Raw genomic sequence first — 25,907 nt, 5'->3', positions numbered from 1 at the left:
GGTCTCTTTCAAGCAGAGTGATGCTGGAGGAAATAGAATGATCAAACGGGTTCGTTCGTGGTTGAATCGTGGGGACAGTCAGCCGGAGCTGCAGCTTGCCGCTGACAATATTCCAGAGCATGTCGCCATTATTATGGATGGCAACGGCCGATGGGCCAAGAAACGCGGTATGCCGCGCATTATTGGTCATCAGAATGGAATGAAGGCCGTCAAAAGAGCAGCGATTGCAGCGGATGATTTGGGGATCAAGATATTGACACTGTATGCTTTTTCAACGGAAAACTGGAAGCGTCCTAAGGAAGAAGTCGAATTCTTAATGAAGCTTCCGCAAGAATTTCTGGCTATTGAGCTGGAAGAGCTGATTGACAAAAATGTTCGCGTAACGATGATGGGACATCCGGAGGATCTTCCATCGCATACGCTGGAGGCAATGAAGGAAGCTGTAGCAAGAACGGCAGATAATGACGGAATGGTCTTGAATTTTGCGCTGAATTACGGCAGCCGCAAAGAGCTCACCCGTTGTATTCAGGAGATGGGTCAGGATATACACCGGGGAAGCCTTAAGCCGGAGGACATCACAGAGGAGATGATCGGCTCACGTCTGCTGTCAGGCAGTCTGCCAGACCCGGACCTGCTCATTCGTACAAGCGGAGAACTGCGTCTGAGCAACTTTATGCTATGGCAGCTGGCCTATAGTGAGCTCTGGTTCACTGATATTTTGTGGCCGGAGTTTACGGGTGCTCATCTTCAGGAGGCCGTGGCAGAATATCAACACCGAACACGCCGTTACGGCGGGTTGACCTAGTAATGGAGGTAGCTTCGGAATGAAAGAGCGGATCGTAACAGGTATTGTGGCCGGTGCCCTGTTTCTGGGGCTGTGCTTGGCTGGAGGGCTTTGGTATCATTTATTGATTTTGGCCATGTCACTGGTCGGTTATTATGAATTTGCCCGAATGGCAAAGCTTGCTCCTTTCGGTGCGACAGCCATCGTCGGTTATTTGGGAGTGCTATGGTTTGTGTTTCCTTGGTCTCTCCTTGAAATTCAGCTGCAGGTGTCATTCATCCAGATCATGTGGACATTGCTGCTTCTGTTCCTGCTGGTGACCGTATTTAGCAAGAACAAAACAGGGATCCAGCTGGTCTCAGTCATGTTTCTGGGGGTTGTCTATATTGGTACTGGCTTTTCCTACATTGCCGAATCGCGTGCTGCCGCTGACGGAAACGGGTTATTCTGGACCTTTCTCCTGTTTGCTTCAATCTGGGCCAGTGATGCCGGCGCCTATTTCGTAGGGAAAAAGATCGGCAGAACTAAGCTGTGGCCAGCGATCAGCCCGAACAAAACGATTGAAGGCGCGCTCGGGGGTGTGTTCATTGCGATCCTCACCTCACTTGTGTTCTCGGTATTCTCCGGCGGGATCCTGCCTGTAGGCCAGGCGCTGCTCATTGGTCTGGTTAGCGCTGTGATTGGACAACTGGGTGACCTGATTCAATCTGCTTATAAACGCGTGTACGGCATTAAGGATTCAGGCAGCATTCTGCCTGGACATGGCGGGATCCTGGATCGCTGTGACAGCTGGATCATTGTGTTTCCGTTTGTACATATTTGGGGGCTGCTGCCTTACTGAGAAAGGATAGATAACTGCTCATGAAGAAAATCAGCGTGCTCGGTTCCACGGGCTCGATCGGAACACAAACCCTGGATGTTGTCGCTAGCTACCCCGAGCATTTTCAAATCGAGGGCCTGGCTGCCGGAAACAATATTGAGCTGCTGCTGCGCCAGGTGCAGGAATTTAAACCGAAGAAGGTATCCGTATCCACGCAAGAGCTGGCTGATCGTATCGCTAACGATCTTCCGGCAGGCACCAAGCTCTATTACGGCAGCGAGGGTATGATTGAGGTGGGCGCCGGGAGTGAAGCGGATACGGTCGTGACCGCGGTGGTAGGCAGCATGGGGCTGCCTTCCACGCTGGCTGCAATTGATGCCGGCAAAAGCATCGGTCTTGCGAACAAGGAAACGCTGGTGACCGCAGGCCATCTTGTAACGGCACGGGCGCGAGAGAAGGGTGTGTCTCTGCTTCCTATTGACAGTGAACATTCTGCCATCTTTCAGTGCCTGAATGGCGAGCGGATGGAAGATATTGATTTCATCACCTTGACTGCATCCGGCGGCTCGTTTCGACATTTAAGCCGGGATGAGCTTAAAAATGTCACTGTGGAGGATGCGCTGAAGCATCCTAACTGGTCTATGGGCTCCAAAATAACGATTGATTCGGCAACGATGGTGAACAAAGGGCTTGAAGTGATCGAGGCGCATTGGCTGTTTGGACTGCCCTATGATTCGATCAAGGTGCTGCTGCATCCCGAAAGCATTGTCCACTCCTTCGTTCAATTCCGCGACTCCAGCATTATGGCTCAACTGGGGAATCCGGATATGAGAGTTCCGATTCAGTACGCCTTGACGTATCCGGAGCGCTGGCACTCAGCCTCGCCGCAGTTATCCCTGGCTGAAGCCGGGAAGCTGCATTTCAAAGAGATGGACTTCGAACGTTTTCCTTGCTTAAAGCTGGCCTATGAATGTGGTAGAATAGGGGGTACGGCAACGACCGTATTTAACGCAGCCAACGAGGTTGCGGTGTCCCGTTTCTTGAACCGCGGCATAGCCTTCCTTGATATTGAAAGAATCATTGAAGCTGTGCTGGATCAGCATGAATCCATTGCTGAGCCTTCGCTAGAGACCATTGCCCACAGTGATGCATGGGCCCGAAAAGTGGCTGCTGAAATCTAGAGGCACGGGCGGTGTACTCCGGTCATGTCCAAGTTTCCCCTAAAAAAGCTAAGCGTCTTTGATTCTCTTGTCCGAGACGTGAGAATAATGATAATCTAGAAGAACCTGCTGCGTTCTCAGATGAAAAGGGGGATGTCAATTTTGGAAATGGTTCAGGTTGTTTTTTTGACGGTGCTGATGTTTTTCGTCATCGTCACGGTGCACGAGTGGGGACATTATTATTTCGCCAAGCGCGCCGGGATATTGGTACGTGAATTTGCGATTGGTTTCGGTCCGAAACTGTTCTCGTATAAACGTAATGAAACTCAGTTTACGCTGCGGCTGCTGCCGTTTGGGGGCTACGCCCGCATGGCCGGGGAGGACCCGGAGCTGGTTGAGATTCAACCGGGGCAGACGATTGCCGTTCGACTGGACAAGGACCAGAAGGTAAAGCGGATTTATCTGGATCAGCTGGACACCCGCAAGAATGTGCTGCGCGGGGAAGTTCAATTCATTGATCTGGAGGAGCGCTTGTCGCTGCGTCTGGACGTAGACGGAGAGCTTCAGCAATATGAGGTGCATCCTCAAGCCATGATGGTAGCCAAAGGCACAGAGACGCAGATTGCACCAAAGAACCGTCAGTTTGGCAGCAAGACGGTGGGACAGCGATCGCTGGCGATCTTTGCCGGACCGCTGATGAACTTTTTGCTGGCCTTTGTGCTCTTTGCTCTCCATATCCAGATGGCAGGAATTCCGATTGAGAATCCGACATATGTACAGATCGGCGAGATTACAAAAGGGATGCCGGCTGACGAGGCGGATTTGCGTGAGGGAGATATCATTGAAACGATTAACGGTACGGCTATCGGACCCGATTACGCCAAGATGATCGAGCTGATTGCCGCATCGAAGGACAAGGCGATGGATTGGACCGTGCGCCGGGGGGATGAAGTGTTCAATGTGACGCTGACACCGCGCTCCATGGAAGGCCAGGAAGGCGGCAAAGTCGGCATCATACCAGAGCTTCCCAGCCGCTCAGCCGGCTTTGGCGAGACCGTTGGCGGGGCAGGAAATGCAATGGTGGATACCACCGGCATTATTTTTCAAGGGTTCCGCCAATTAATTCAGCAGTTTAATATGGATGATCTTGGCGGTCCGGTGCGCACCTTTGAGGTGACGGGTCAAATTGCGAAGCAGGGCATTGAGCAGCTGACCTATTGGGCAGCCATTCTCTCTCTGTACCTGGGCATCTTCAATCTGCTTCCGATTCCTGCGCTTGACGGAAGCCGCCTGATTTTTTTGGGAGTGGAGGCGCTGCGAGGCAAGCCGATTGATCCCAACCGGGAAGGCATGGTCCACTTCGTAGGCTTTGCTATGCTGTTCCTGTTGATGATTGCTGTAACCTATAACGATATTTTACGCCTGATTAACGGGTAGTGTAGATGTGCGGCTGGTTCGGCTTCGCCGTTCCGGCCGTCTTTTGTATTTATATTTGAGGGCCATATGGGAGGACAAGAATTCTTATGTCAAAGGATAAAGCGTTTGTGACCGAAATTACGCCGCAGGGAGAGGATTTTTCCCGCTGGTATATTGATGTCATCAAAAAAGCAGATTTAATGGACTACTCGCCGGTACGCGGCTGTATTGTCTTCAAGCCGGACGGCTACGAAATCTGGGAGCATATTAAGGAAGAGCTGGATCGCCGATTCAAGGAAACCGGTCACCGCAACGCATACTTCCCTCTTTTCATTCCCGAGAGCTTCTTTCAGAAGGAAAAAGAGCACGTTGAAGGCTTTAATCCGGAATTGCCTTGGGTTACAGAAGCCGGTGGCGAGAAGCTGGAGGAGCGCCTGGCAATTCGTCCGACCTCGGAAACGATGATCGGCCATATGTACTCCAAGTGGATTCAATCCTATCGTGATCTGCCGGTGCTCATTAATCAATGGGCCAACGTCGTTCGATGGGAGAAGCGGACAATGCCTTTCCTCCGTACGAGTGAATTCCTCTGGCAGGAAGGACATACTGCCCATGAAACCGAGGAAGAAGCGCGTCAGGAAACGATGCAAATGCTGGACATCTACACGGAGTTTGTGGAGAATATCCTTGCTATTCCGGTTATCAAGGGCCAGAAGACGCCGTCCGAGAAATTTGCGGGTGCTGTGGATACGTATTCTATCGAAGCGATGATGAAGGACGGACGTGCTGTTCAGGCGGGAACGTCCCACTATATGGGGACCAATTTCTCTAAAGCGTTCGAAATTCAATACTTGAACCGTGAGAACACACTTGAGTTTGCCCATACGACCTCCTGGGGAGTGAGCACGCGCTTGATCGGCTCTCTTATTATGGTGCACGGTGATGACCGCGGACTGGCATTGCCGCCGAAGGTAGCGCCAACCCAGGTCATTATGGTGCCGATCGGCCCTCCAAAAACCTGGGATGCTGTCGTCGAGCGTACGGACGAGCTGTATCGTGAGCTGAGAGCAGCCGGAGTGCGCGTTCGGGTCGACGATAATAAGGACGCTCGTCCAGGCTGGAAATTTAACGAATATGAAATGCGCGGCGTACCTGTTCGTCTGGAAATCGGACCTCGCGATATGGAGAACGGAGTCTGCGTTCTGGTCTCCCGCATTACCGGTGAGAAGAAAATCATTCAGCAAAGTGATCTGGTCCAGGAGGTTCAGGATATGCTGGAGCAGGTACATCAGGAAATGTTTGCACGTGCGAAGCAATTCCGGGAAGACCATTTCTATGATGTAGATACGCTGGATCAAATGAAGGAAAGCATGGAAGAAAAGCGGGGCTTTACGCTTGCCGGCTGGTGCGGCTCTGAAGCCTGCGAGGATACGGTAAAGCAGGAAACCGGAGCGACAAGCCGGAATATACCATTCCAAGCAGCTCAGCACAAAACACACTGTCTGGTTTGCAAAGAGCAGGCAAAACATACCGTCCTGTTCGCAAAAGCTTACTAGTATGTTAAAGTAGTAACTAAACGCATATCTTCCGGAAAGCTTCTGGATGGCATAACGCTCTGTAGGGTAGAGGAGCTTGCGGTGCTGCCCGGAAGCTTTTCATTTTTATAAGTAAGTGAACCAAGGATACAGCAGGGAGGGAGCCATGGGCACAGCGGACATAAAGGAAAAAAGAAACAGGTTTGAGCTATTGATGAGGCAGGGCGAGGTGCCGGCCGGCTTGGTGGATCCGTATTTTTTGGACGGAATCATTGAGAAGGTTGAGATCTCGCAAGAAAACCGGGAGTGGCTGATCACCTTGCACAAAGACAGCTTGGTGCCTGCTGAGGTATATCGGTCCTTCTGTCTTCGTATTCAGGAGAAGCTGAATCATATTGCAAAAATCCGGTTTCAATTCGTGTATCAGGGATCAGTAACACCAGCTGAGGTGATTCAGGAGTATTGGCGGCTGTTTCTGGAGTGGGTACACCGCCAAATCCCGTCCGTGAACGGATGGATGGCGCGGGCAAGCCATGAGCTGAATGACGGGCTGCTGACTGTTCAGATGCCCGATAGCATGGCGCTGGAGCTGGCACGGAAGAAGCAGATCGACGAGGCGCTGATGACCTTTTTCAAGCAATATTTCGCACTGGAGCTCAGGGTGAAGCTGCAGCTGGGTGAACAGCAGGATCAAGCCGCCCTGGCCGAGTTTGAGCAGAAGAAGCGGGAGGAAGAGCGGGAAGTCATTGAGCGCATGATGTCCACGCTGGAGGCAGACCCGCTGCCGGAGGAAGAAGAAGGAGAGGTAAGGCTGCAGATTGGCTATGACATTAAGGATCATCCGGTGTCCATTCAGAATATTCAGGATGAAGAGAAGAAGATTACGATTCAAGGTACCATCTTCGGGCTGGACCGTAAAGAGCTTCGTAATGGCAGCACACTGTTTACGTATAATGTGACCGACTTCAGCGACTCCCTCCAGATGAAAATGTTTGCCAAAACTAAGGATGACCTCAAGGTCATGAGTCTGCTGGAGAACGGCAAGTGGGTTAAAGCACGGGGACGGGTGGAGTATGACCGGTTTATGCAGGTGCCCGAGCTGGTCATGATGCCGTCGGATCTGGTGGAGGTGAAGGCTCCTGCTGCACGTAAAGATCAAGCGGAGCTCAAGCGGGTAGAATTTCATCTCCATACGACAATGAGCACGATGGATGCTGTTACTCCGATCGATAAGTATGTCAAAACAGCAGCAGCCTGGGGGCATAAAGCGATTGCGGTCAGCGATCATGGCGGGGTCCAGTGCTTTCCCGATGCAGACAAGCATGCCAAGAAGAATGGCATCAAAATGATCTACGGCATTGAGGCGAACGTCGTAAATGACGCGGTCAACGTAGTCGAGCAGGCCAAGCCTTTGGAATTGCATCATGCCACCTATGTTGTATTTGATATCGAGACGACCGGCTTATCCATCACGCAGAACAAAATTACGGAGCTTGCCGCCGTAAAAATGCAGGAGGGTAAGGAAATTGACCGCTATGCTACCTTCGTAAATCCGCACGAGAAAATTCCGTACCATATCCAGCAGCTGACGAACATTACTGATGAAATGGTCAAGGATGCTCCGGATCTGGAGCCTGTGCTGGAGGAGTTCGTGAAGTTCGTAGGCGATGCGGTGCTGGTTGCGCACAATGCGAGATTCGATATGGGCTTCATTCAGGCTTCCTTGAAAAATGCCGGCATGAATACGCTGGATAATCCGTACCTGGATACGCTGGAGCTGGCCCGGATGCTGCATCCCGGCATGAAGAACCACCGGCTGAACACGCTGGCTGACAAATACAAGGTGCTCCTCGAAAGTCATCACAGGGCCATTGATGACACTATAGCGCTCGCGGGTATCCTCAATGGATTGCTGTCTGATGTTGAGAAGCTGAAGGGCATCAAGATGCTGGACCGACTGAACGATTATGTCGGTACGGATCTAAGTAATACGAGACCGTTCCACTGCGGCATTTACGCCCAAAACATGATCGGGAAGAAAAACCTGTACAAGCTCGTATCCATGTCGCATACTCAGCATTTTAAGCGGGTGCCGTGCATTCCAAAGTCAAAGCTGGTCGAGATGAGGGACGGTTTGATTATTCTCTCCGGGTGCGAGAAGGGCGAATTTTTTGAATCGGTACTGAACAAGACTGTAGAGGAAGCAGAGGAGGTTGCCCAGTTCTATGATGTGCTGGAGGTGCAGCCGCTGACGATGTACATGCACCTTGTGGACAAGGGACTGGTCGGCAGTCCGGAAGAGCTGAAAACAGCGGTCCAAAAAATTATCGCCATTGGAGAAAAGCTGGATAAGCCCGTCATTGCTACCGGGAACGTTCATTATCTAGAGCCTCGGGACAAGCTGTTCCGCGACATTACGATCCATGGCATTACCGGCTTCAGCCCGCTGAAGGATCTTCGAAAGCCGGATGCCCATTTCCGCACGACCCAGGAGATGCTGGATGAATTTCAATATTTGGGAGCAGAGAAGGCCTTTGAGATTGTCGTCAAAAATACCAACGATCTGGCAGACCGCTTCGAAGAAATCGAGCTGTTTCCGAGCAAGCTGTTTACACCAATTCTGGACGGAGCAGACGAGGAAATCCGCAACACCTGCTATGAAACCGCGAAGTCTATCTATGGAGAGGATCTGCCGGAGGTTGTGGTCGCCCGTTTGGAGAAGGAGCTGGAGCCTATCATCAAATACGGCTTCTCTGCGAACTATCTAATTTCCGAGAAGCTCGTTAAAAAATCAAACCAGGACGGATACTTGGTCGGCTCCAGGGGCTCTGTAGGGTCCTCTGTAGTAGCTACCTTCCTAGGCATTTCCGAGGTTAATCCGTTGCCTGCGCACTATATCTGTCTGGATAAAGAATGCAAGCACAGCGAGTGGTTCCTGGACGGCAGTGTCCCGAGCGGCTTCGATTTGCCGGATAAGGCTTGTCCGAAGTGCGGAGGGCGATTGAAGGGCGAAGGGCAGGATATTCCGTTTGAGACCTTCCTTGGCTTTAAGGGAGATAAGGTGCCGGATATAGACTTGAACTTCTCCGGCGAATATCAGCCTGAAGCGCATAACTACACGAAGGTCATGTTCGGTGAGAAAAATGTGTTCCGAGCGGGAACCATTGGTACCGTTGCGGAAAAAACCGCCTTCGGCTTTGCCAAGAAATATGAGGAAGAGCATCAGAAGCGCTGGCGCGGCGCTGAGTTGAACCGGCTGGCCGGCGGCTGTACCGGCGTTAAGCGCAGCACCGGCCAGCATCCGGGCGGGATCGTGGTTGTGCCGGATTATATGGAGGTTGAAGATATTACCCCCGTCCAGTTTCCGGCGGATGACGTCAAGGCGGAATGGAAGACCACGCATTTCGATTATCATGCCTTTGATGCCAATTTATTGAAGCTGGATATTCTGGGCCACGATGATCCAACGATGATGCGGATGCTGCAGGATTTGACTGGCGTAGATCCGACAACGATTCCAATGAATGATCCCAAGGTTATGAGCATGTTTAACTCTACAGAAGCGCTGGGTGTAACTCCGGAGCAGATTCGCTCTCCGGTAGCAACCTATGGGGTGCCGGAGATGGGTACCAAGTTCGTTCGGCAAATGCTGATTGAATCGCAGCCATCAAGCTTTGCCGATCTGCTGCAAATATCAGGATTGTCCCACGGAACGGGCGTGTGGCTCGGCAATGCGCAGGAGCTGATCAAGAATGGAACTTGTAACATCAAGACGGTTATCGGCTGCCGTGACGATATTATGCTATTCTTGATTTACAAGGCAGGGATGGATGCCAGTCTGGCGTTTAAGATTACGGAAAGTGTACGTAAGGGCAAGGGATTGTCGCAGGAATGGATCGATGAGATGAAGCGCTGCAAGGTACCGCAGTGGTACATTGATTCCTGTCTTAAAATTCAGTACATGTTTCCGAAGGCCCATGCGGCCGCATATGTCATCTCGGCCGTGCGTACGGCTTACTTCAAGCTGTACTACCCGATCGAGTATTATGCCACGTATTTCTCAGTCCGGGCAGAGGACTTTGACATTGAGCTGTGCTGTCAGGGCTATGATGCCATTCACAAGCGGATTATCGAGATTGAGCAGCTGGGATTCCAGGCAAGTACCAAGGAGAAGAGCATGCTTTCCATACTGGAGATGGCTCTGGAAATGACGGCTCGCGGGTTCACCTTCAAGAACATTGACCTGTACCGCTCTGACGCACTTCGCTTTACGGTTGAAGGCGACTGCCTGATTCCGCCGTTCTCCGCCCTGCAGGGAATTGGTGATAACGCGGCCCGTAACATCGCTGCGGCTAAGGAGCAGGGAGAGTTCTTATCCATTGAGGATTTCCAGCAGAAGTCTAAGGCAAGTAAGACGGCGGTGGAGCTGTTGACACAGATGGGCTGCTTCCGCGGACTGCCGGAGAGCAATCAGCTTTCCCTGTTCTAGAGCTTTTCGGAGTGGATGATACAGCCACCCGACCATCCAGGCTAGTCAAGGACTCACACTTGTCACTATTGGCAGACTATGTTATAATTTTTTTGGTAATCATGGAGATAAAACCGTTGTGTAAAGAGTGGGGCAACCCACTCTTTACTCTTTGGTATATAGGAAATGAAGTGTTGGAGGTTATGTTCTTTGAGCACATCAAAGATTAAAAGTACTGTAGAAGAAATGGTGCAGCCGTATTTGGAAGAACACGGCTTTGAACTGGTAGATGTGGAATATGTGAAAGAAGGAAGCAATTGGTTTTTACGCGTATTTGTTGATAAGGATGGAGGCATCGATATCGATGACTGCGGCTTGATCAGTGAATACCTGAGCCAGAAGCTGGATGAGAACGATCCGGTTCCGACCGCTTACTTCCTGGAGGTGTCCTCACCGGGGGCCGAGCGTCCATTGAAGAAGAAAGAGGATGTCGCCAAGGCTGTGGGCAAGCATGTATTTGTCACGGTGTATGAAGCTCTGGGCGGCAGCAAGGAGTTTGAAGGCAAGCTCATTTCTTTTGAGAATGAGGAGCTTGAAATCCAAACCGCCAGAAAAACTTACGCGATTCCATATGATAAAGTTGCCAGTGCGAGACTGGCCATCATTTTTTAGACGGTATTTATGAAAGGGGGAACCGATTTTCAATGAGTATGGATTTTATTGAAGCGATGAACGAGTTGGAGAGAGATAAGGGGATCAGCAAGGATGTGCTGTTTGAAGCCATTGAGGCCGCGCTGATTTCCAGCTACAAGAGAAACTTCAACACGGCTCAGAACGTGAGAGTGGATATGAACCGCAATACGGGGGTAATCAAGGTATATGCCCGCAAGCTGGTAGTGGAAGAGGTTCTGGATCCGCGCACGGAAATTTCGCTGCCGGCCGCGCGTGATATTAACGCGCATTTCCAATTGGACGATGTGGCCGAGATTGAAGTCACACCTCGTGACTTTGGACGGATCGCTGCGCAAACAGCGAAGCAGGTCGTCACCCAGCGTATCCGTGAAGCCGAGCGCGGCTTGATTTACAGCGCCTTTATCGATAAGGAAGAGGATATCGTGACCGGTACGCTGCAGCGTCAGGATCTTCGCAATATCTACATTGATTTAGGTAAGATTGAAGCTGCCCTGCCGCTGACCGAGCTAATGCCGAATGAGAAATTCAAGCATGGCGATCGCATCAAGGCTTACATTACCAAGGTCGAGAACACGACCAAGGGTCCTCAGATTATTCTTTCCAGAACACATCCCGGCCTGCTGAAGCGCTTGTTCGAGCTGGAGGTTCCGGAAATCTTCGACGGTGTGGTCGAGATCAAATCGGTTGCGCGTGAAGCCGGCTTCCGTTCCAAGATCGCGGTATATTCCCGCAACGAAGAGGTTGATCCGGTAGGCTCCTGCGTAGGTCCCAAGGGCATGCGTGTACAGACCATCGTGAACGAGCTGCGCGGCGAGAAGATTGATATTGTTCGCTATTCCGAGAACGTCGAGGAATACGTGGCCAATGCGCTTAGCCCATCCAAGGTGCTGGAGGTACAGGTGTTTGAAGACGAGAAGATGGCACGCGTGATCGTTCCTGATTATCAGCTGTCGCTGGCGATCGGAATCAAGGGCCAGAATGCACGTCTTGCTGCCAAGCTGACAGGCTGGAAGATCGATATCAAGAGCGAGAGCCAAGCGGAGCAGGAGTACGGCAGACCCAAGACCTTGACCGGCGAGATGCATCAGGATTCCGTCTCCGTCGACTAGATTATAAGGGCGGGGGTGCAGGAAGTGAAACAGAGAAAAATACCGCTTCGCAAATGTGTAGCTTGTCAGGAAATGATGCCCAAAAAGCAGCTGATTCGTGTCGTTAGAACGCCTGAAGACGCAGTGCTGATCGACCTGACTGGCAAAAAGTCGGGAAGAGGCGCTTATTTGTGCGGAAAGCTGTCCTGCTTCAAGCTGGCACACAAGAATAAAGCGCTCGATCGTGCCTTGAAGGCGCCGGTGCACAGTGATATTTACGAGCAGCTGGCGCAGGATTTTACGCAGGTGGAAGAAGAATTTCTGGCACAAAAGGACCGTGAGCCTGATGAACAATAAAGCATTGTCCAGCTTAGGATTGGCGATGCGGGCGGGCAAAGTGGTTACCGGCGATGAGATCGTGCTCAAAGCCATCCGGTCTTCTGAAGCAAAAATAGTCCTTCTGGCGGGTGACGCCTCAGATAATACAAAAAAGAAGTTCCGCGATAAATGCGGTTCTTACAACATCCCTCTGGTAATCGGATTTGACCGGGAAAGTCTGGGCACAAGCGTAGGTAAACCTGAACGGGTTGTGCTGGCCGTTACGGATCAAGGATTCGCAGAAATGATCTCCAAGAAATTGGAGGTAATGTCGGAGGTGGAGTATATTGAGTAAACAGGAAAACAAAGACAATAAACTTCGTGTATATGAATATGCTAAATCGCTCAATATGAGCAGTAAAGAAATCATCACAATACTCAAGCGTTTAAACGTTCCGGTCAACAATCACATGAGCGTGATGGAGAATGACACCGTTTCGAAGGTAGAGCAGTTCTTCAAGGACATCAAGTCGAATGCGGCTGCAAAGCGTGATGGCTCCAATGCCTCTCGAGGAGAACAGTCAAAGCCGGCATCGGTTTCGGACCGCGGCTCCTCGAAGGCGGTGCAGCCACCTCGAAACGGTTCGGATAAAGTTATGGACGGCAGCCGGGGTGGGTCTGGCGGCAGCCGTAATCAAGGCCAAAAGGATTCATTGCAAACCCAGGATCAGGGCCAGACTCAAAAACAACAGGAAAAGCAGGTAGGTATGAATAGTAGAAACCAACAAACCCAAAACCAGGCTTCCGGTTCACAGCAGCGTTCAAGCAGCGGTCAGGATAACCGGAGGAATTCGTCGTCAAGTTCAAATTCGCAAGGTAACACGAATCAAAATCGCGGCAGCCGCACTGGCGGAGGCCAGCAAGGCAATCGTTCTCCGCAATCCGGTCAGCAGGGCACTCGTTCCACGCAACAGTCTGGCCAGCAGACAGGACGCAGCCAGCAAACGGGGCAGCAGCAAAATAGCCGTGGACCGCAAGGAGCAGGCGCATCAGGCGCACGTACAGACAGCAATCGCAATGCAGGTGGAAATGCAGGTTCTGCCGGCGGTCGCGGCGGCAACCGCAGCGGTGGCAATGGCGGTAATAATAGCAATGGCGGCGGTGGAAACAACAATCGCTCCAGCGGCGGCAAGCGCTTTGATGATAACAATCGTCAGGGTGGATTCCGTAATAACAATCGCGGCGGCAGAAATAACCGGGGACGCAATCAGAACAACCAGCCTCCTCGCGAGAAAATCGACAACACGCCGAAGAAAATTATCGTCCGTGGCAATATGACCGTCGGTGAAACGGCGAAGCTGCTGCATAAGGATGCTTCTGAGGTCATCAAGAAGCTGATTTTCCTCGGCGTGATGGCCACGATCAACCAAGAGCTGGATATCGATACGATTCTGCTTCTGGCCGGTGAGTTCGGCGTAGAGGTAGAGGTGAAGATTCCAGTGGAGGAAGACCGCTTTGAGACGGTAGAGGAAGTGGATGAAGCTGCCGACTTGAAAGATCGTCCTCCTGTAGTTACGATCATGGGCCACGTTGACCATGGTAAAACCACGCTCCTGGACGCGATCCGCTCTACGAATGTAACCGGCGGTGAAGCTGGTGGTATTACCCAGCATATCGGGGCATACCAGGTTGAAATCAACAGCAAGAAAATTACCTTCCTCGATACACCAGGCCACGAAGCTTTCACGGCCATGCGTGCCCGGGGAGCGCAGGTTACAGATATGACGATTATTGTTGTGGCGGCGGATGACGGCGTAATGCCTCAAACGGTGGAAGCCATTAACCATGCTAAGGCAGCGGGCCTGCCAATCATCGTAGCGGTCAACAAAATCGATAAGCCGGATGCGAATCCGGATAAAGTGAAGCAGGAGCTGACGGAATACGAGCTGGTCCCGGAAGAGTGGGGCGGCGATACGATTTTCGTCAATGTATCTGCGAAGCAGCGCATGGGTCTTGAGGATTTGCTGGAAATGATTCTGCTCGTCGCTGAAGTGAACGAGTACAAGGCGAACCCAGACAAGCGCGCACGGGGTACCGTTATTGAAGCCGAGCTGGATAAAGGAAGAGGGCCTGTTGCCCGTATTCTCGTACAGCATGGCACACTGAAGGTCGGCGACGCATTCGTAGCGGGTAACTGCTTCGGGCGGATCCGGGCTATGGTTAACGACAAGGGACGCCGTCTGAAAGAAGCCGGTCCTTCGACTCCTGTAGAAATTACAGGTCTGACTGAGGTTCCGGGCGCAGGCGATCCATTCATGGTATTCGAAGACGAGCGCAAGGCACGCTCCATTGCTGACAAGCGGGCGATAACTCAGCGTCAGTCTGAATTGAATTATGGAACTCGCGTCACGCTCGACGATCTGTTCAAGCATATTAAAGACGGTGAGATGAAGGACCTGAACGTCATCATCAAAGGTGATGTACAGGGCTCGGTAGAAGCATTGAAGGGCTCTTTGAACAAAATTGAGGTTGAGGGCGTTCGCGTGAAGATCATTCACAGCGGTGCAGGTGCGATTACAGAGTCTGATATTATCCTTGCTGCGGCATCCAATGCTATCGTGATCGGCTTTAACGTTCGTCCGGACACCCAAGGAAAGCAGACCGCCGAGCAGGAAAAGGTAGACATTCGTCTCCACCGGGTAATTTATAATGTCATTGAGGAAATCGAACAGGCGATGAAAGGCATGCTCGATCCGGAATACAAGGAGAACATTATCGGCCATGCCGAGGTCCGCAATACGTTCAAGGTTAGCAAGGTCGGAACGATTGCCGGCTGTATGGTAACCTCAGGCAAGATTGCCCGTAATGCGGAAGTTCGCCTGATCCGGGACAGCATTGTGGTTCATGAAGGCAAAATCGATTCCCTCAAGCGCTATAAAGATGATGCAAAAGAGGTCGCGCAGGGTTATGAATGCGGCATTACTTTGGCAAACTATAGCGACGTCAGAGAAGGCGACGTCATCGAAGCCTTCGTTATGGAAACCGTGGCGCGCTAAGCTAGAGAGGTGATCAGACATGGCAAAAATCCGCACAGGCCGGGTTGGGGAACAGATTAAAAAAGAGCTGAGTCAGCTTATCCAGACGGAGCTCAAAGACCCTCGGATCGGTTTTATTACCGTAACAGGTGTTGATGTTACCAGCGATTTATCGCAGGCCAAGATTTACTTGAGTGTGCTTGGAGATCAAGAGCAGAAGGCAGCTTCCTTAAAGGGATTGGAGAAAGCAAACGGCTTTCTCCGCTCCGAGCTTGGCAAGCGCATTCGGCTTCGGCACGTACCGGAGCTCATCTTCAAGTTCGATGAATCCATTGAGTACGGCAGCCGGATTGAGAAGCTGCTAGGTGAAATCGGAGAACAAGATTAACCGCTGGATTAATCGTTTCATAAAGGAGAGGGCGAATGCTGACCTATAAACAGGAGCTGCAGCAGGCAAAGCAATTTCTGCTGGAGCATGATGATTATTTGATCGTGTCGCATGTTCAGCCCGACGGAGATGCAGTCAGTTCCACCCTTGCGGTGGGCTGGCTTCTCTCGCGTTTGGGCAAAAAATACATAATGGTCAATGAAGGTGCCATTCCGAAGAGAATGAAGGTATTATGGCACGCAGATGAATTGATCAACATGACGGAGCAGCGTCCGGAAGGTGACTTCAATCATGTTATCTGTGTGGATTGCGCTGACTTTTTACGCGTCGGCCGGACCCGGGAGTTGTTTGCCGATGACGCACTGATTCTGAATATTGATCATCATCCGACCAACGACCGTTATGGACACGTTCATGTCGTTCTGCCGGAAGCAGCCGCTACCGCTGAAATTTTGTATGATCTGATTCATGAATTTGACGTAGAGTGGAATGCAGATATCGCAGCGGCGATTTATACCGGGCTTCTTACCGATACAGGGGGCTTTCGGTATTCTAACACCTCGCCTAAAGTAATGAGCATTGCTTCGAATCTGCTCTCTCACGGGGTGAATGGTCCAGAGCTTGCAGAATCCCTGCTGGAGGAAATGACTTTGCCGCAGATGAAGGTGCTCGTCAAAGCACTAAATACGCTGCAATTGTCAGAGGACGGAAAGGTTGCCTGGGTCTATGTCACCCCAGAGGATATGGCAGATACCGGCGCGATGAATGAGGACCTGGAGGGGATCGTCAATTTCCCCCGCAATATCCAGGGTGTAGAGGTAGGCATACTGTTTAAAGCGGTATCCCCGGATGCGGTCAAGGCAAGCTTCCGCTCTGCTGGCAAAGTGGATGTAGCAGCATTGGCCCAAGAGTTCGGAGGCGGCGGCCACGTCCGGGCAGCGGGCTGCCGCATTGAAGGTGGACTGGATCAGGTGATGTCACAAGTGATTAAAGCGGTGAAAAAGGCATTATGAGTGAATTTGATGGTGTACTTGCAGTGATGAAGCCGGCGGGCTGGACGTCACATGATGTCGTTGCCAAGACCCGGCGCATTTTAGGAATGAAAAGAATCGGTCATGCCGGTACGCTTGATCCGGAGGTAACAGGGGTGCTTCCGCTTTGCCTGGGTCGTGCCACTAGGGTGGTAGAGTATATGCAGGAGCTTCCCAAGGAGTATTATGCAGTGCTTCGTCTGGGCTTCTCCAGTGATACGGAAGATATTACCGGCACTGTGATCGATCAGGTTGATGAAGTGAATGTGACCCGGGAGGAAGCGGAGAAGACGCTGACCTCTTTCTTGGGAAGCATATCACAGGTTCCGCCGATGTACTCTGCCGTAAAGGTGAACGGCAAGAGGCTGTACGAGCTGGCGCGGGAGGGCAAGGTTGTGGAGCGCAAGAGCCGCACGGTGACCATCCATGAGATCCAAATGACCGGCTTTGAAGCGGCTGGCACTCACACAGACATCTCGTTCAGGGTGCTCTGCTCCAAAGGCACTTATATTCGTACCCTCTGTGTAGACATTGGCAAAGCGTTAGGTTATCCTGCCGTTATGGTCTCGTTAAAGCGAACCTTGTCTGCCGGGGTTGAGGCTTCGCACTGCCTCACGCTCGAAGAAATTGCGCAGAGGGTGGAGGCCGGAACGCTGGCCTCTTCCTTGATTCCGGCCGATGAAGCTGTGCGTCATCTAGCGGCGCATACGGTCATCGACGAGAAACGGTCTGCGGCCCTCCAGGGACAACGCCTTTCATCAAGAGCCGTTCAGCCGCCGGTGGAGCATAATGATGCTATCCGCCTGTATGATGGTCATCAGCAGTTTCTGGGCATTTTTCGCAGACAGGAAGAAACCGGTGCGATTGTGCCGGTGAAGGTGTTCCATTAAGACGCACGGGAGAATCTATTAAGTGAATTGCAGGTGAGAACCAGATGAAAATCGTTTCGCTGTCATACCCCCTTACCGAAGCACAGATTGCGGAATACGGACATCCCCAGACGGCAGCGATTGGTCAATTTGACGGGCTGCATCTGGGGCATGTCAGTGTCATACAGACCGCTGTGAATTCGTCGCGAAAGGCCGGGATCCCCGCAGCTGTTATTACCTTTTATCCGCATCCCAAGGAAGTCATGCGCAAGGGCAGCTACGACGGTTATCTAACCCCTCAGTCTGACAAGGAGGACCTTCTGGCGCAGCTGGGGGTAGATATTCTCTACGTTATTGAGTTTAATGAGTCGTTCTCCCGCATCACACCGGAGCAATTCGTAAAGGACATGCTGCTTCCGCTGTCACTGCACACCGTTGTGGTCGGCTTTGATTTCAGATTTGGCCACAAGGGCGCAGGGGATGCAGAAGATCTGCATGTGCTCGGGAATGGAGAGATTGAGGTTGTCATTGTTCCGCCGTTGCTGGTGGACGGAGAGAAGGTAGGCAGCTCCTCCATCCGCGAAGCACTCGCTGACGCCAGGCTGGAGGATGTCAACCGCTGGCTTGGCCGCAGGTACCGTATTTCCGGCACCGTGGTGCACGGTGAGAAGCGAGGGCGGCAGATCGGCTTCCCTACAGCGAACCTAGATCTTGAAGCTTCCTATGTGACCCCGTCACAGGGGGTTTACGCAGTACGTGCGAGATGCTCCTCAGATCAGGTTTGGCGCAGCGGTGTGATGAGCATCGGAATGAAGCCAACCTTTCACGAGGGCATGGCTGAACCGGTGTATGAGGTGCATTTGCTGGATTTCGACGGGGACCTTTACGGTCAAGTGATGACTGTGGATCTGGTATCGCACATCCGGGGCCAGCTCAAGTTTAATTCCATTAATGAGCTGATTGACAGGATCGGTCAAGATGCAGCAAAGGCGAGAGAACAGCTGTCCCATTTGTCTTAGGTAAATATCCAAAGTTCCGTTTTCTTTTTCAGGTAAAGTATGCTATACTCTTTAAGGCACTCGGGTTACGGGTGTAGAACCTTGGCTTGGTTATCCGATCTCACCGTCGGTGACGAGGCTAATGGCGATTATAATGAAGGAGGTGAACAGGATGGCATTGACTCAAGAACGTAAACAGCAGCTGATTGACGAGCACAAGACTCATGAGTCCGACACAGGATCCCCAGAGGTGCAGATCGCTATCCTTACGGAAAACATCACCAGCTTGACTGACCACTTGCGTACGCACAAGAAAGATCATCACTCCCGTCGTGGATTGTTGAAAATGGTCGGCCAACGCCGGAAACTGCTTGCATACTTGAAAAACAAGGATGTTCGACGCTACAGCGCGTTGATCGAGAAGCTTGGATTACGCCGCTAATTGCGATAAGGTGTATCGAAAAGCAGCCTGGTTGTCCACTGTCCTTCTTGGAACGACAGCGGCGCAGCCGGGCTATTTTTTTAGGGGATAAACAATTAGGGAATACTTAAGCAATGACTAAACTAATAACTCCTAGGAGGAGGGACTACATGGAACAACGTGTTGAAATGCAGCTGGGTGGAAGAAAGCTGGTACTCGAGACCGGCAGATTGGCCAAGCAGGCCAATGCAGCAGTCATGGTTCGGTACGGAGATACAGCCGTGCTTTGTACGGTAACAGCCTCCAGTGCTCCGAAGGACCTGGATTTTTTCCCGCTGACGGTGAACTATGAGGAAAGATTGTATGCTGTCGGCAAAATTCCGGGAGGATTCATTAAACGCGAAGGACGCCCCAGCGAGAAAGCCATTCTGGCAAGCCGCCTGACAGACCGCCCGATTCGCCCTCTGTTCCCTGAAGGCTTCCGAAATGATGTGCAGGTGCTTAATCTGGTGATGAGCGTGGATCAGGACTGCGAGCCTGAGATTGCTGCCATGATTGGTACCTCTGCCGCTCTCAGCATCTCCGACGTTCCGTTTAACGGACCGATTGGCGGAGTAGCAGTGGGACGCGTGAACGGCGAGTTCGTCGTGAATCCGACTATTGCACAGCAGGAAGCAAGTGATCTGTACCTGGTTGTAGCCGGTACCAAGGACGCTATTATGATGGTTGAAGCCGAAGCCAATGAGGTTCCAGAAGAAGTGATGCTGGAAGCAATTATGTTTGGCCACGATGAGATCAAGCAGATTGTGTCCACCATCAGTGAGCTTGTAGCTGCAGCCGGCAAGGAAAAGATGGAAGTCAAGCTGCACGCGGTTAACGAAACTGTAAACTCCGAGGTTCGGAAGTTTGCCGAGCAGCGTCTGGTAGAGGCTGTACGCATTGAAGAGAAGCATGCCCGCCAGGATGCCATCGATGCCATCAGCGATGAAGCATACACTGTATTTGAAGAGAAGTATTTGGAGACGCCGGAGCTTCTGAAGGATGTTAAGGAAGTGCTGCATGACATCGTGAAGGAAGAAGTCCGCCGCCTTATTACCCATGATAAGGTGCGCCCGGATGGCCGCGGTCTTTCCGAGATCCGTCCAATCGACTGTGATACTGGCCTGCTGCCAAGAACTCACGGATCAGGACTGTTCACGCGTGGACAAACCCAGGCTCTTAGCGTGTGTACGCTTGGCGCATTGGGAGACGTGCAAATTCTGGACGGTATTGATCTGGAAGAAACGAAGCGTTTCATGCACCATTACAATTTCCCGCCGTTCAGTGTGGGTGAAGCTCGTCCGCTTCGCGCACCGGGCCGCCGTGAAATCGGACATGGAGCTTTGGGTGAGCGCGCATTATCCAAGGTTATTCCGAATGAAGTGGAATTCCCGTATACGATTCGTCTCGTTTCTGAAGTTATCGAATCCAACGGCTCGACATCTCAGGCGAGCATCTGTGCCAGCACCCTGGCTATGATGGATGCCGGCGTACCGATCAAGGCTCCTGTTGCAGGTGTTGCCATGGGCTTGATCAAGGACGGAGAGCATGTTTCCATTCTGACTGACATCCAGGGGATGGAGGATCATTTGGGAGATATGGACTTTAAGGTTGCGGGAACCCAGCAAGGCGTTACGGCCATCCAGATGGATATTAAGATTGATGGCATCGACCGTAGCATTTTGCAGGAAGCCTTGGAGCAGGCAAGAGAAGGACGTATGCATATCCTGGGCAAAATGCTTGAAGCGATTCAGCAGCCGAGAGAGGCACTTTCTCCTTATGCACCAAAAATCATCACGATGCAGATCAATCCGGACAAGATTCGCGATGTGATCGGTGCCGGTGGCAAAATTATTAACAAAATCATCGAAGAGACCGGCGTGAAAATCGACATCGAGCAGGATGGCCGTGTATTCATCGCTTCATCCAATGCCGAAATGAACCAGAAGGCCCTGTCCATTATTGAGGGCATTGTGCGTGAGGTTGCGGTGGGTGAAATCTATACCGGAACGGTGAAGCGGATTGAGAAATTCGGCGCCTTCGTTGAGATTTTGCCGAACAAAGACGGTCTGGTACACATTTCTCAGCTTTCTACCGAGCGTGTGGGTAAAGTAGAAGATGTGGTAGCCATTGGAGATGTGATTACAGTGAAGGTTACCGAAATCGATCAGCAGGGCCGGATCAACCTGTCCCGTAAAGCTGTTCTGACGGCTGAAGCCAACTAATATTCTCTACATGAAGGACATGAAGGAAAGAGACAGATTGACTCTGGCTCTTTTTTTTATGCCGTATGCCTTGGTGAAGAGCAGGCTCTAGCACAAGGCTGTACATATTCTTCTCTCCCGGTTCATAAAATGGGACAAAGCTTATGGCTGTGGGGAGGGCGCAGGATGTTCGGAAGCGAAAGCAGGAAAAAAATAGCGGTGCTGACAGCTACGGTGGCTGGTGTTAGCAGTCTTGCGGTGATAACAGGGTCTGTGGATTATGTGAGACAGCTGTCTCATTCTGCTGTCATGTATGATGAAGTGCAGAGCACAGCGGTGGATGTTCAGCTTCTGGAACGCATTCAAGCCGAAGCGGCTCAGAACAGAGTAGAACCCATCGATGCTAAAGTGGATTCCGTATGGAAGGCCATCCCCGGCTATAACGGCCGTGAAATAGACGTGGAGGAAACCTACAGACGCGCTCTGAAAAGGAAAAGCGTTGAAGAAATTCCTTATGTGTACCGGGAAATTCCCGCCAAGGTGACCCTGCAGGACCTCGGTCCCCATCCCATTTACCGGGGGAATCCGAACAAGCCGATGGTGTCGCTCATGATTAACGTGGCTTGGGGCAACGAGTATATCAAGCCCATGCTGCATACGCTGGAGACGGAGGGCGTGAAGGCCACTTTTTTTCTGGATGGGAGCTGGCTGAGCAAGAATCGGGAGCTGGCGTTGGACATTGTGAACGGGGGGCATGAGGTAGAGAATCATGCGTATACCCATCCCAATATGAGCCAGCTCAGCGCCCCCCGTGCAGAGAGCGAGATTACGAGAACCCAGGAGCTGCTCAAAGAGAGCCTTGGCGTCACCAATACCTGGTTTGCACCGCCTTCCGGCGACTATAATCTACAAACGGTACAGCTTGCCCATGCCAGAGGCTTGAAGACCGTGCTATGGACACTGGATACGGTAGACTGGAAGCATCCTCCAGCTCAAGCGGTCGTCAATAAAATATCGGCTAAGGTCGAGCCGGGCTTCTTGATCCTGATGCATCCGACGGACTCCTCCTCGCAGGCACTTAAAGGTATGATTCAGGGAATCCGCGCAAAGGGACTGCATATCGGAACCGTATCCCAAACCTTGTCCCCGGAGCGTGTGCCGCCTGCTGAAAGTTGAGTGGATCTGGCAAGTTTGCTACAATGTGTGGATGGAAAGAATCATCTAATAGAACAATGGTGTCAAGTCAGGAGGGCCCCGCGTGAAAAAAATAGAGCTGTCGAACGGCCTGAGAATTGTGATGGAGCAAATTCCGACCTGTCGTTCGGTTTCCTTCGGGATCTGGGTCAAGACCGGATCGCGGAATGAGACGCCGGAATTGAACGGGATTACACATTTTATCGAGCATATGATGTTTAAAGGAACGGAGCGCTTTGATGCTCGGGCGATCGCGGAGCAGTTTGATGCCATCGGCGGGAATGTTAATGCGTTTACTTCCAAGGAATATACCTGCTATTATGCAAAAGTGCTGGATGAGCATTTGCCGATTGCGGTTGACGTCTTATCGGACATGTTTTTTCATTCCAAGCTGGACTCTGGCGAGCTGGAGAAAGAGAAGAACGTTATTCTCGAGGAAATCTCCATGTACGAAGATACTCCGGACGATCTGGTCCATGATTTGATGTCGATCTCGGCTTATGGCGACCATCCGCTGGCTTATCCGATTCTGGGCACGAAAGAGCGCCTGGAAGCCATGGACTCTGCGGCATTGAGATCCTATATGAATCGGCATTATACGATCGAGAACACGGTCATTGCTCTCGCAGGAAATATTGACGACTCCGTTATTGAGCTGCTGGAGCGTCATTTTGGCAAGTTCCAAAACCGGGGTGAGAACGATGTGCTGAGCGTCCCGGATTTTCAGGATGGCCTGCTGTTCCGTAAAAAGAAAACCGAGCAGAACCACATCTGCCTCTCCTTCCCGGGGAGCTCGATGCATGATGAGCTGCAGTATGCCATGGTGCTGCTCAATAATGCGATTGGCGGCGGTATGAGCTCGCGCCTGTTCCAGGAAATCCGCGAGAAGCGCGGATTGGCTTACTCGGTATATTCGTACCACAGCTCCCATGCAGACAGCGGTATGTTCACGATCTACGCCGGAACAGCTCCGAAGCAGACGAAGGAGGTCCTGGAGCTGACTCGGAATATGATGGCCGAGCTGGCTGAGAAGGGCATGTCGGAGGAAGAGCTGGCTAAAGGAAAAGAGCAGCTGAAGGGCAGCCTTATTCTGAGCCTGGAGAGTACGGGAAGCCGAATGAACCGGCTGGGCAAGAATGAGCTCATGCTGGGCAGACACTACAGCCTTGACGATATGATCTCAAGAATTGAAAAGGTGTCTATGCAGGATATGGATAAAGTACTGGACCGGATGTTTGCGGTTCCGTTCGCCCTGGCGATGGTGGGATCCAACGACAAGGCGCTGAATGGAATGAGGAGGGACGAGTTTGTTGCACTACGTACAAATTAAACGCATGCCGGGCTGCGAGGATATTCACCTCCCGGTAAAGATGACTGAGCTTGCCGCAGGATTCGATCTGCACGCTGCCTTGCAGGAGCCTGTCGTGCTAAACCCGGGGGAACGCACGCTGATTCCTGCCGGCTTCGCTATGGCGATGCCAGGCGGTCTGGAAGCGCAGATACGCCCGCGCAGCGGCCTGGCGTACAAGCATGGCATCACCTGTCTGAATACACCGGGGACCATTGATGCAGATTACCGCGGAGAGGTAAAGGTACTGCTGGTGAACCTGGGGCAGGAGCCGTTTGTCATTGAGCGCCATGAACGAATTGCTCAAATGGTGTTCCAAAGCCTTCCTCAGGTGGAGCTCCAGCAGGTCGAGGAGCTGTCCGATACGGTAAGGGGAGCCGGGGGCTTCGGTCATACCGGGAAGTAGAAGGAGCAGCATGTATGTGCTGTCATAGCTTCATCATAAGCTGCAGCCGTTCCGGACTATCCGGAACGGTTTTTTTGTCTTTCCTTGAGGTGCTGCACACCTCCGGCTGGGCCTCCGCATAAGATGCCGTATACTGCTATTGGAAAGGAGCGAGGCCCTGCATGCTGACAGGAATCCGGACGGTCTTGATTGGTGGCGATGCACGCCAGGTTGAGGTTATCCGAAAATTGGCGGAGATGGATGCTTCCGTAGCCATCGCTGGCTTTGACACACTGCAGGATTCCTTTCAGGGCGTACTCCGGGAGCCGCTTACTGCGAAGCTGCTGTCTGGCGCAGACGCTCTGATTTTACCTGTGGTAGGCTGTGACGATGAGGGATTGATCGGCGCTTTATATGCGGAAGGCTCGCTGAAGCTGGAGGAAGAGCATATCCAGGCGATGCCAAAGCATGGGGTAGTTTACACAGGTATGGCTAAGTCGTTTCTGAAATCACTATGTGCAAAGCACAGCATCAGGCTGGTGGAGCTGCTGGATCGGGACGATGTGGCGATATACAATTCCATTCCAACGGCGGAAGGCGCCTTGATGATGGCCATTCAGCATACGGACTTTACGATACACAAATCCACCTGCATGGTGCTTGGGATGGGTCGCACCGGCTTTACAATGGCCCGGAGCCTTCAAGGGCTAGGAGCCCGGGTCAAAATGGGCGTTCGCAAAAGCGAGCATTATGCCCGCGCCGAAGAAATGGGCTGGCAGCCTTTTATGATGAAGGATCTCGAGCAAGAGGCGGCTGACATTCAGCTCTTGTTTAATACGATTCCTGCCATGGTCGTGACGGCGCAGGTGTTATCCAGAATGCCGCGGGAGGCTGTCATCATTGATCTGGCCTCGGCACCTGGCGGCTGTGATTTCAGATATGCGGAGAAGCGGGGCATCAAAGCGATGCTTGCCCCCGGACTCCCGGGAATCGTTGCCCCCAAAACAGCGGGAATCATCATGGCCAATACACTGGTCGAGCTGATTTCGGAGCAAACCAAAAGTCGGGAGGAAGCTTGAGATGAACTGGAACGGAAAAACGGTCGGCTATGCCTTGACGGGCTCTCACTGTACGCTGGAGGAGGTTATGCCGCAGATTCAGCGGTTTGTTGATGGAGGTGCGCGTGTCGTTCCCATCGTATCCAATACGATCATGAATACGGATACCCGATTCGGATCATCGGAAAATTGGCAGAAACAGTTGAAAGAAATAACGGGGAATGATATTATTTCTACAATTGTTGAAGCAGAGCCGCTGGGTCCTTCCAAGCTGCTGGATGTGCTGGCGATCGCACCTTGCACCGGCAATTCCATCAGCAGGCTGGCCAATGCGATGACAGACAGTCCGGTGCTAATGGCCGCGAAGGCTCAGATGCGAAATGGGCGCCCGCTGGTGCTGGCGATCTCGACGAATGACGGGCTGGGACTTAATGCAGCTAATATCGCGAAGCTATTGGTAACCAAAAATATTTATTTTGTACCATTTGGACAGGATAATCCCCAGCAGAAACCGAATTCCCTCGTGGCCCGCATGGATCTGGTTCCGGAAACCTGCGAAGCGGCTCTGACGGGGATGCAGCTGCAGCCGATGATTATCGAACGGTTTCAATCAGCATGATTCTTAAAGCTTGACCAGAAGTTATTCATGAAGGGG

General features: G+C 51.9%; 22 protein-coding genes. All 22 read left to right on the top strand.

All coding sequences use genetic code 11. From position 1 onward, the window contains the following. The first annotated feature begins 37 nt into the window (after nucleotides 1–37). The 22 genes from E6C60_RS12205 to E6C60_RS12100 all read left to right on the top strand — a co-directional run bounded on the left by E6C60_RS12205 (nucleotide 38) and on the right by E6C60_RS12100 (nucleotide 25,871). The gene (locus E6C60_RS12205) at nucleotides 38–805 is read left to right on the top strand and encodes an undecaprenyl pyrophosphate synthase (RefSeq protein WP_138226094.1); all 768 of its coding nucleotides are present in this window, start codon (nucleotides 38–40) and stop codon (nucleotides 803–805) included. Nucleotides 806–824: 19 nt separating this feature from the next. Continuing rightward, on the top strand, nucleotides 825–1,625 hold the full coding sequence (locus E6C60_RS12200; RefSeq protein WP_138226093.1) for a phosphatidate cytidylyltransferase: 801 nt from the start codon (nucleotides 825–827) through the stop codon (nucleotides 1,623–1,625). Nucleotides 1,626–1,645: 20 nt separating this feature from the next. Then, entirely contained in the window at nucleotides 1,646–2,785 is a 1,140-nt protein-coding gene (locus tag E6C60_RS12195) for a 1-deoxy-D-xylulose-5-phosphate reductoisomerase (RefSeq protein ID WP_138226092.1), read from the top strand. A gap of 147 nt (nucleotides 2,786–2,932) precedes the next feature. Continuing rightward, complete coding sequence (gene rseP / locus E6C60_RS12190; protein ID WP_407669161.1) at nucleotides 2,933–4,201, top strand: RIP metalloprotease RseP; 1,269 nt, start codon at nucleotides 2,933–2,935, stop codon at nucleotides 4,199–4,201. Between the two features lie 86 nt (nucleotides 4,202–4,287). After that, nucleotides 4,288–5,736, top strand: a complete 1,449-nt coding sequence (proS, locus tag E6C60_RS12185) for a proline--tRNA ligase (protein WP_138226090.1) — start codon at nucleotides 4,288–4,290, stop codon at nucleotides 5,734–5,736. A 145-nt stretch (nucleotides 5,737–5,881) separates the two neighbouring features. Continuing rightward, the gene (locus E6C60_RS12180; protein WP_138226089.1) at nucleotides 5,882–10,204 is read left to right on the top strand and encodes a PolC-type DNA polymerase III; all 4,323 of its coding nucleotides are present in this window, start codon (nucleotides 5,882–5,884) and stop codon (nucleotides 10,202–10,204) included. 189 nt (nucleotides 10,205–10,393) lie between these two features. Next, nucleotides 10,394–10,855 (top strand): ribosome maturation factor RimP, encoded by a 462-nt coding sequence (rimP, locus tag E6C60_RS12175; protein ID WP_138226088.1) that lies wholly within the window; start codon nucleotides 10,394–10,396, stop codon nucleotides 10,853–10,855. 32 nt (nucleotides 10,856–10,887) lie between these two features. Further along, a complete protein-coding gene (gene nusA / locus E6C60_RS12170) occupies nucleotides 10,888–11,985 on the top strand; it encodes a transcription termination factor NusA (RefSeq protein WP_138226087.1) in 1,098 nt (365 codons plus the stop codon). 24 nt (nucleotides 11,986–12,009) lie between these two features. Beyond that, entirely contained in the window at nucleotides 12,010–12,321 is a 312-nt protein-coding gene (rnpM, locus tag E6C60_RS12165; RefSeq protein ID WP_138226086.1) for an RNase P modulator RnpM, read from the top strand. After that, nucleotides 12,311–12,637 (top strand): YlxQ family RNA-binding protein, encoded by a 327-nt coding sequence (locus tag E6C60_RS12160; RefSeq protein WP_138227783.1) that lies wholly within the window; start codon nucleotides 12,311–12,313, stop codon nucleotides 12,635–12,637. The genes rnpM and E6C60_RS12160 overlap by 11 nt, the downstream gene beginning before the upstream one ends. Continuing rightward, nucleotides 12,630–15,338, top strand: a complete 2,709-nt coding sequence (gene infB / locus E6C60_RS12155; protein ID WP_138226085.1) for a translation initiation factor IF-2 — start codon at nucleotides 12,630–12,632, stop codon at nucleotides 15,336–15,338. The genes E6C60_RS12160 and infB overlap by 8 nt, the downstream gene beginning before the upstream one ends. Nucleotides 15,339–15,357: 19 nt before the next feature. Then, entirely contained in the window at nucleotides 15,358–15,705 is a 348-nt protein-coding gene (gene rbfA / locus E6C60_RS12150) for a 30S ribosome-binding factor RbfA (RefSeq protein WP_138226084.1), read from the top strand. Nucleotides 15,706–15,740: 35 nt separating this feature from the next. After that, complete coding sequence (locus E6C60_RS12145) at nucleotides 15,741–16,718, top strand: DHH family phosphoesterase (RefSeq protein WP_138226083.1); 978 nt, start codon at nucleotides 15,741–15,743, stop codon at nucleotides 16,716–16,718. After that, the gene (gene truB / locus E6C60_RS12140) at nucleotides 16,715–17,626 is read left to right on the top strand and encodes a tRNA pseudouridine(55) synthase TruB (RefSeq protein WP_138226082.1); all 912 of its coding nucleotides are present in this window, start codon (nucleotides 16,715–16,717) and stop codon (nucleotides 17,624–17,626) included. Before E6C60_RS12145 ends, truB begins: the two co-directional genes overlap by 4 nt. A gap of 44 nt (nucleotides 17,627–17,670) precedes the next feature. After that, nucleotides 17,671–18,624, top strand: coding sequence for a bifunctional riboflavin kinase/FAD synthetase (locus E6C60_RS12135; protein WP_138226081.1), 954 nt, complete (start codon nucleotides 17,671–17,673; stop codon nucleotides 18,622–18,624). A 151-nt stretch (nucleotides 18,625–18,775) separates the two neighbouring features. Beyond that, nucleotides 18,776–19,045 (top strand): 30S ribosomal protein S15, encoded by a 270-nt coding sequence (gene rpsO / locus E6C60_RS12130; RefSeq protein WP_138226080.1) that lies wholly within the window; start codon nucleotides 18,776–18,778, stop codon nucleotides 19,043–19,045. A gap of 149 nt (nucleotides 19,046–19,194) precedes the next feature. Beyond that, a complete protein-coding gene (pnp, locus tag E6C60_RS12125; protein WP_138226079.1) occupies nucleotides 19,195–21,288 on the top strand; it encodes a polyribonucleotide nucleotidyltransferase in 2,094 nt (697 codons plus the stop codon). Nucleotides 21,289–21,453: 165 nt separating this feature from the next. Then, nucleotides 21,454–22,443 carry a polysaccharide deacetylase family protein gene (locus tag E6C60_RS12120; protein WP_138226078.1) on the top strand — a complete coding sequence of 330 codons (990 nt, stop codon included), beginning with the start codon at nucleotides 21,454–21,456 and terminating at the stop codon, nucleotides 22,441–22,443. A gap of 82 nt (nucleotides 22,444–22,525) precedes the next feature. Continuing rightward, the gene (locus tag E6C60_RS12115; RefSeq protein WP_138226077.1) at nucleotides 22,526–23,791 is read left to right on the top strand and encodes a M16 family metallopeptidase; all 1,266 of its coding nucleotides are present in this window, start codon (nucleotides 22,526–22,528) and stop codon (nucleotides 23,789–23,791) included. Further along, nucleotides 23,769–24,215, top strand: coding sequence for a dUTP diphosphatase (gene dut / locus E6C60_RS12110; RefSeq protein WP_175415285.1), 447 nt, complete (start codon nucleotides 23,769–23,771; stop codon nucleotides 24,213–24,215). The genes E6C60_RS12115 and dut overlap by 23 nt, the downstream gene beginning before the upstream one ends. Before the next feature lie 161 nt (nucleotides 24,216–24,376). Further along, on the top strand, nucleotides 24,377–25,273 hold the full coding sequence (gene dpsA / locus E6C60_RS12105; RefSeq protein ID WP_138226075.1) for a dipicolinate synthase subunit DpsA: 897 nt from the start codon (nucleotides 24,377–24,379) through the stop codon (nucleotides 25,271–25,273). Nucleotide 25,274: 1 nt separating this feature from the next. Beyond that, the gene (locus tag E6C60_RS12100) at nucleotides 25,275–25,871 is read left to right on the top strand and encodes a dipicolinate synthase subunit B (RefSeq protein ID WP_138226074.1); all 597 of its coding nucleotides are present in this window, start codon (nucleotides 25,275–25,277) and stop codon (nucleotides 25,869–25,871) included. Nucleotides 25,872–25,907 lie beyond the last annotated feature (36 nt).

This window comes from Paenibacillus algicola (assembly GCF_005577435.1).
Taxonomy (GTDB): domain Bacteria; phylum Bacillota; class Bacilli; order Paenibacillales; family Paenibacillaceae; genus Paenibacillus_AQ; species Paenibacillus_AQ algicola.
Note: the sequence above shows the minus strand (reverse complement) of the source record. Positions and strands in the feature narration are given on the sequence as shown.

What these genes read in the sequence shown, in the direction of transcription:
- rseP (WP_407669161.1), top strand. Translation starts at nt 2,933, where the DNA reads ATGGTTCAGGTTGTTTTTTTGACGGTGCTGATGTTTTTCGTCATCGTC.
- E6C60_RS12205 (WP_138226094.1), top strand. Translation starts at nt 38, where the DNA reads ATGATCAAACGGGTTCGTTCGTGGTTGAATCGTGGGGACAGTCAGCCG.
- rpsO (WP_138226080.1), top strand. Translation starts at nt 18,776, where the DNA reads ATGGCATTGACTCAAGAACGTAAACAGCAGCTGATTGACGAGCACAAG.
- truB (WP_138226082.1), top strand. Translation starts at nt 16,715, where the DNA reads ATGAGTGAATTTGATGGTGTACTTGCAGTGATGAAGCCGGCGGGCTGG.
- E6C60_RS12160 (WP_138227783.1), top strand. Translation starts at nt 12,311, where the DNA reads ATGAACAATAAAGCATTGTCCAGCTTAGGATTGGCGATGCGGGCGGGC.
- rbfA (WP_138226084.1), top strand. Translation starts at nt 15,358, where the DNA reads ATGGCAAAAATCCGCACAGGCCGGGTTGGGGAACAGATTAAAAAAGAG.
- E6C60_RS12200 (WP_138226093.1), top strand. Translation starts at nt 825, where the DNA reads ATGAAAGAGCGGATCGTAACAGGTATTGTGGCCGGTGCCCTGTTTCTG.
- E6C60_RS12180 (WP_138226089.1), top strand. Translation starts at nt 5,882, where the DNA reads ATGGGCACAGCGGACATAAAGGAAAAAAGAAACAGGTTTGAGCTATTG.
- nusA (WP_138226087.1), top strand. Translation starts at nt 10,888, where the DNA reads ATGAGTATGGATTTTATTGAAGCGATGAACGAGTTGGAGAGAGATAAG.
- E6C60_RS12120 (WP_138226078.1), top strand. Translation starts at nt 21,454, where the DNA reads ATGTTCGGAAGCGAAAGCAGGAAAAAAATAGCGGTGCTGACAGCTACG.
- pnp (WP_138226079.1), top strand. Translation starts at nt 19,195, where the DNA reads ATGGAACAACGTGTTGAAATGCAGCTGGGTGGAAGAAAGCTGGTACTC.
- E6C60_RS12145 (WP_138226083.1), top strand. Translation starts at nt 15,741, where the DNA reads ATGCTGACCTATAAACAGGAGCTGCAGCAGGCAAAGCAATTTCTGCTG.
- E6C60_RS12135 (WP_138226081.1), top strand. Translation starts at nt 17,671, where the DNA reads ATGAAAATCGTTTCGCTGTCATACCCCCTTACCGAAGCACAGATTGCG.
- dpsA (WP_138226075.1), top strand. Translation starts at nt 24,377, where the DNA reads ATGCTGACAGGAATCCGGACGGTCTTGATTGGTGGCGATGCACGCCAG.
- E6C60_RS12100 (WP_138226074.1), top strand. Translation starts at nt 25,275, where the DNA reads ATGAACTGGAACGGAAAAACGGTCGGCTATGCCTTGACGGGCTCTCAC.
- proS (WP_138226090.1), top strand. Translation starts at nt 4,288, where the DNA reads ATGTCAAAGGATAAAGCGTTTGTGACCGAAATTACGCCGCAGGGAGAG.
- E6C60_RS12195 (WP_138226092.1), top strand. Translation starts at nt 1,646, where the DNA reads ATGAAGAAAATCAGCGTGCTCGGTTCCACGGGCTCGATCGGAACACAA.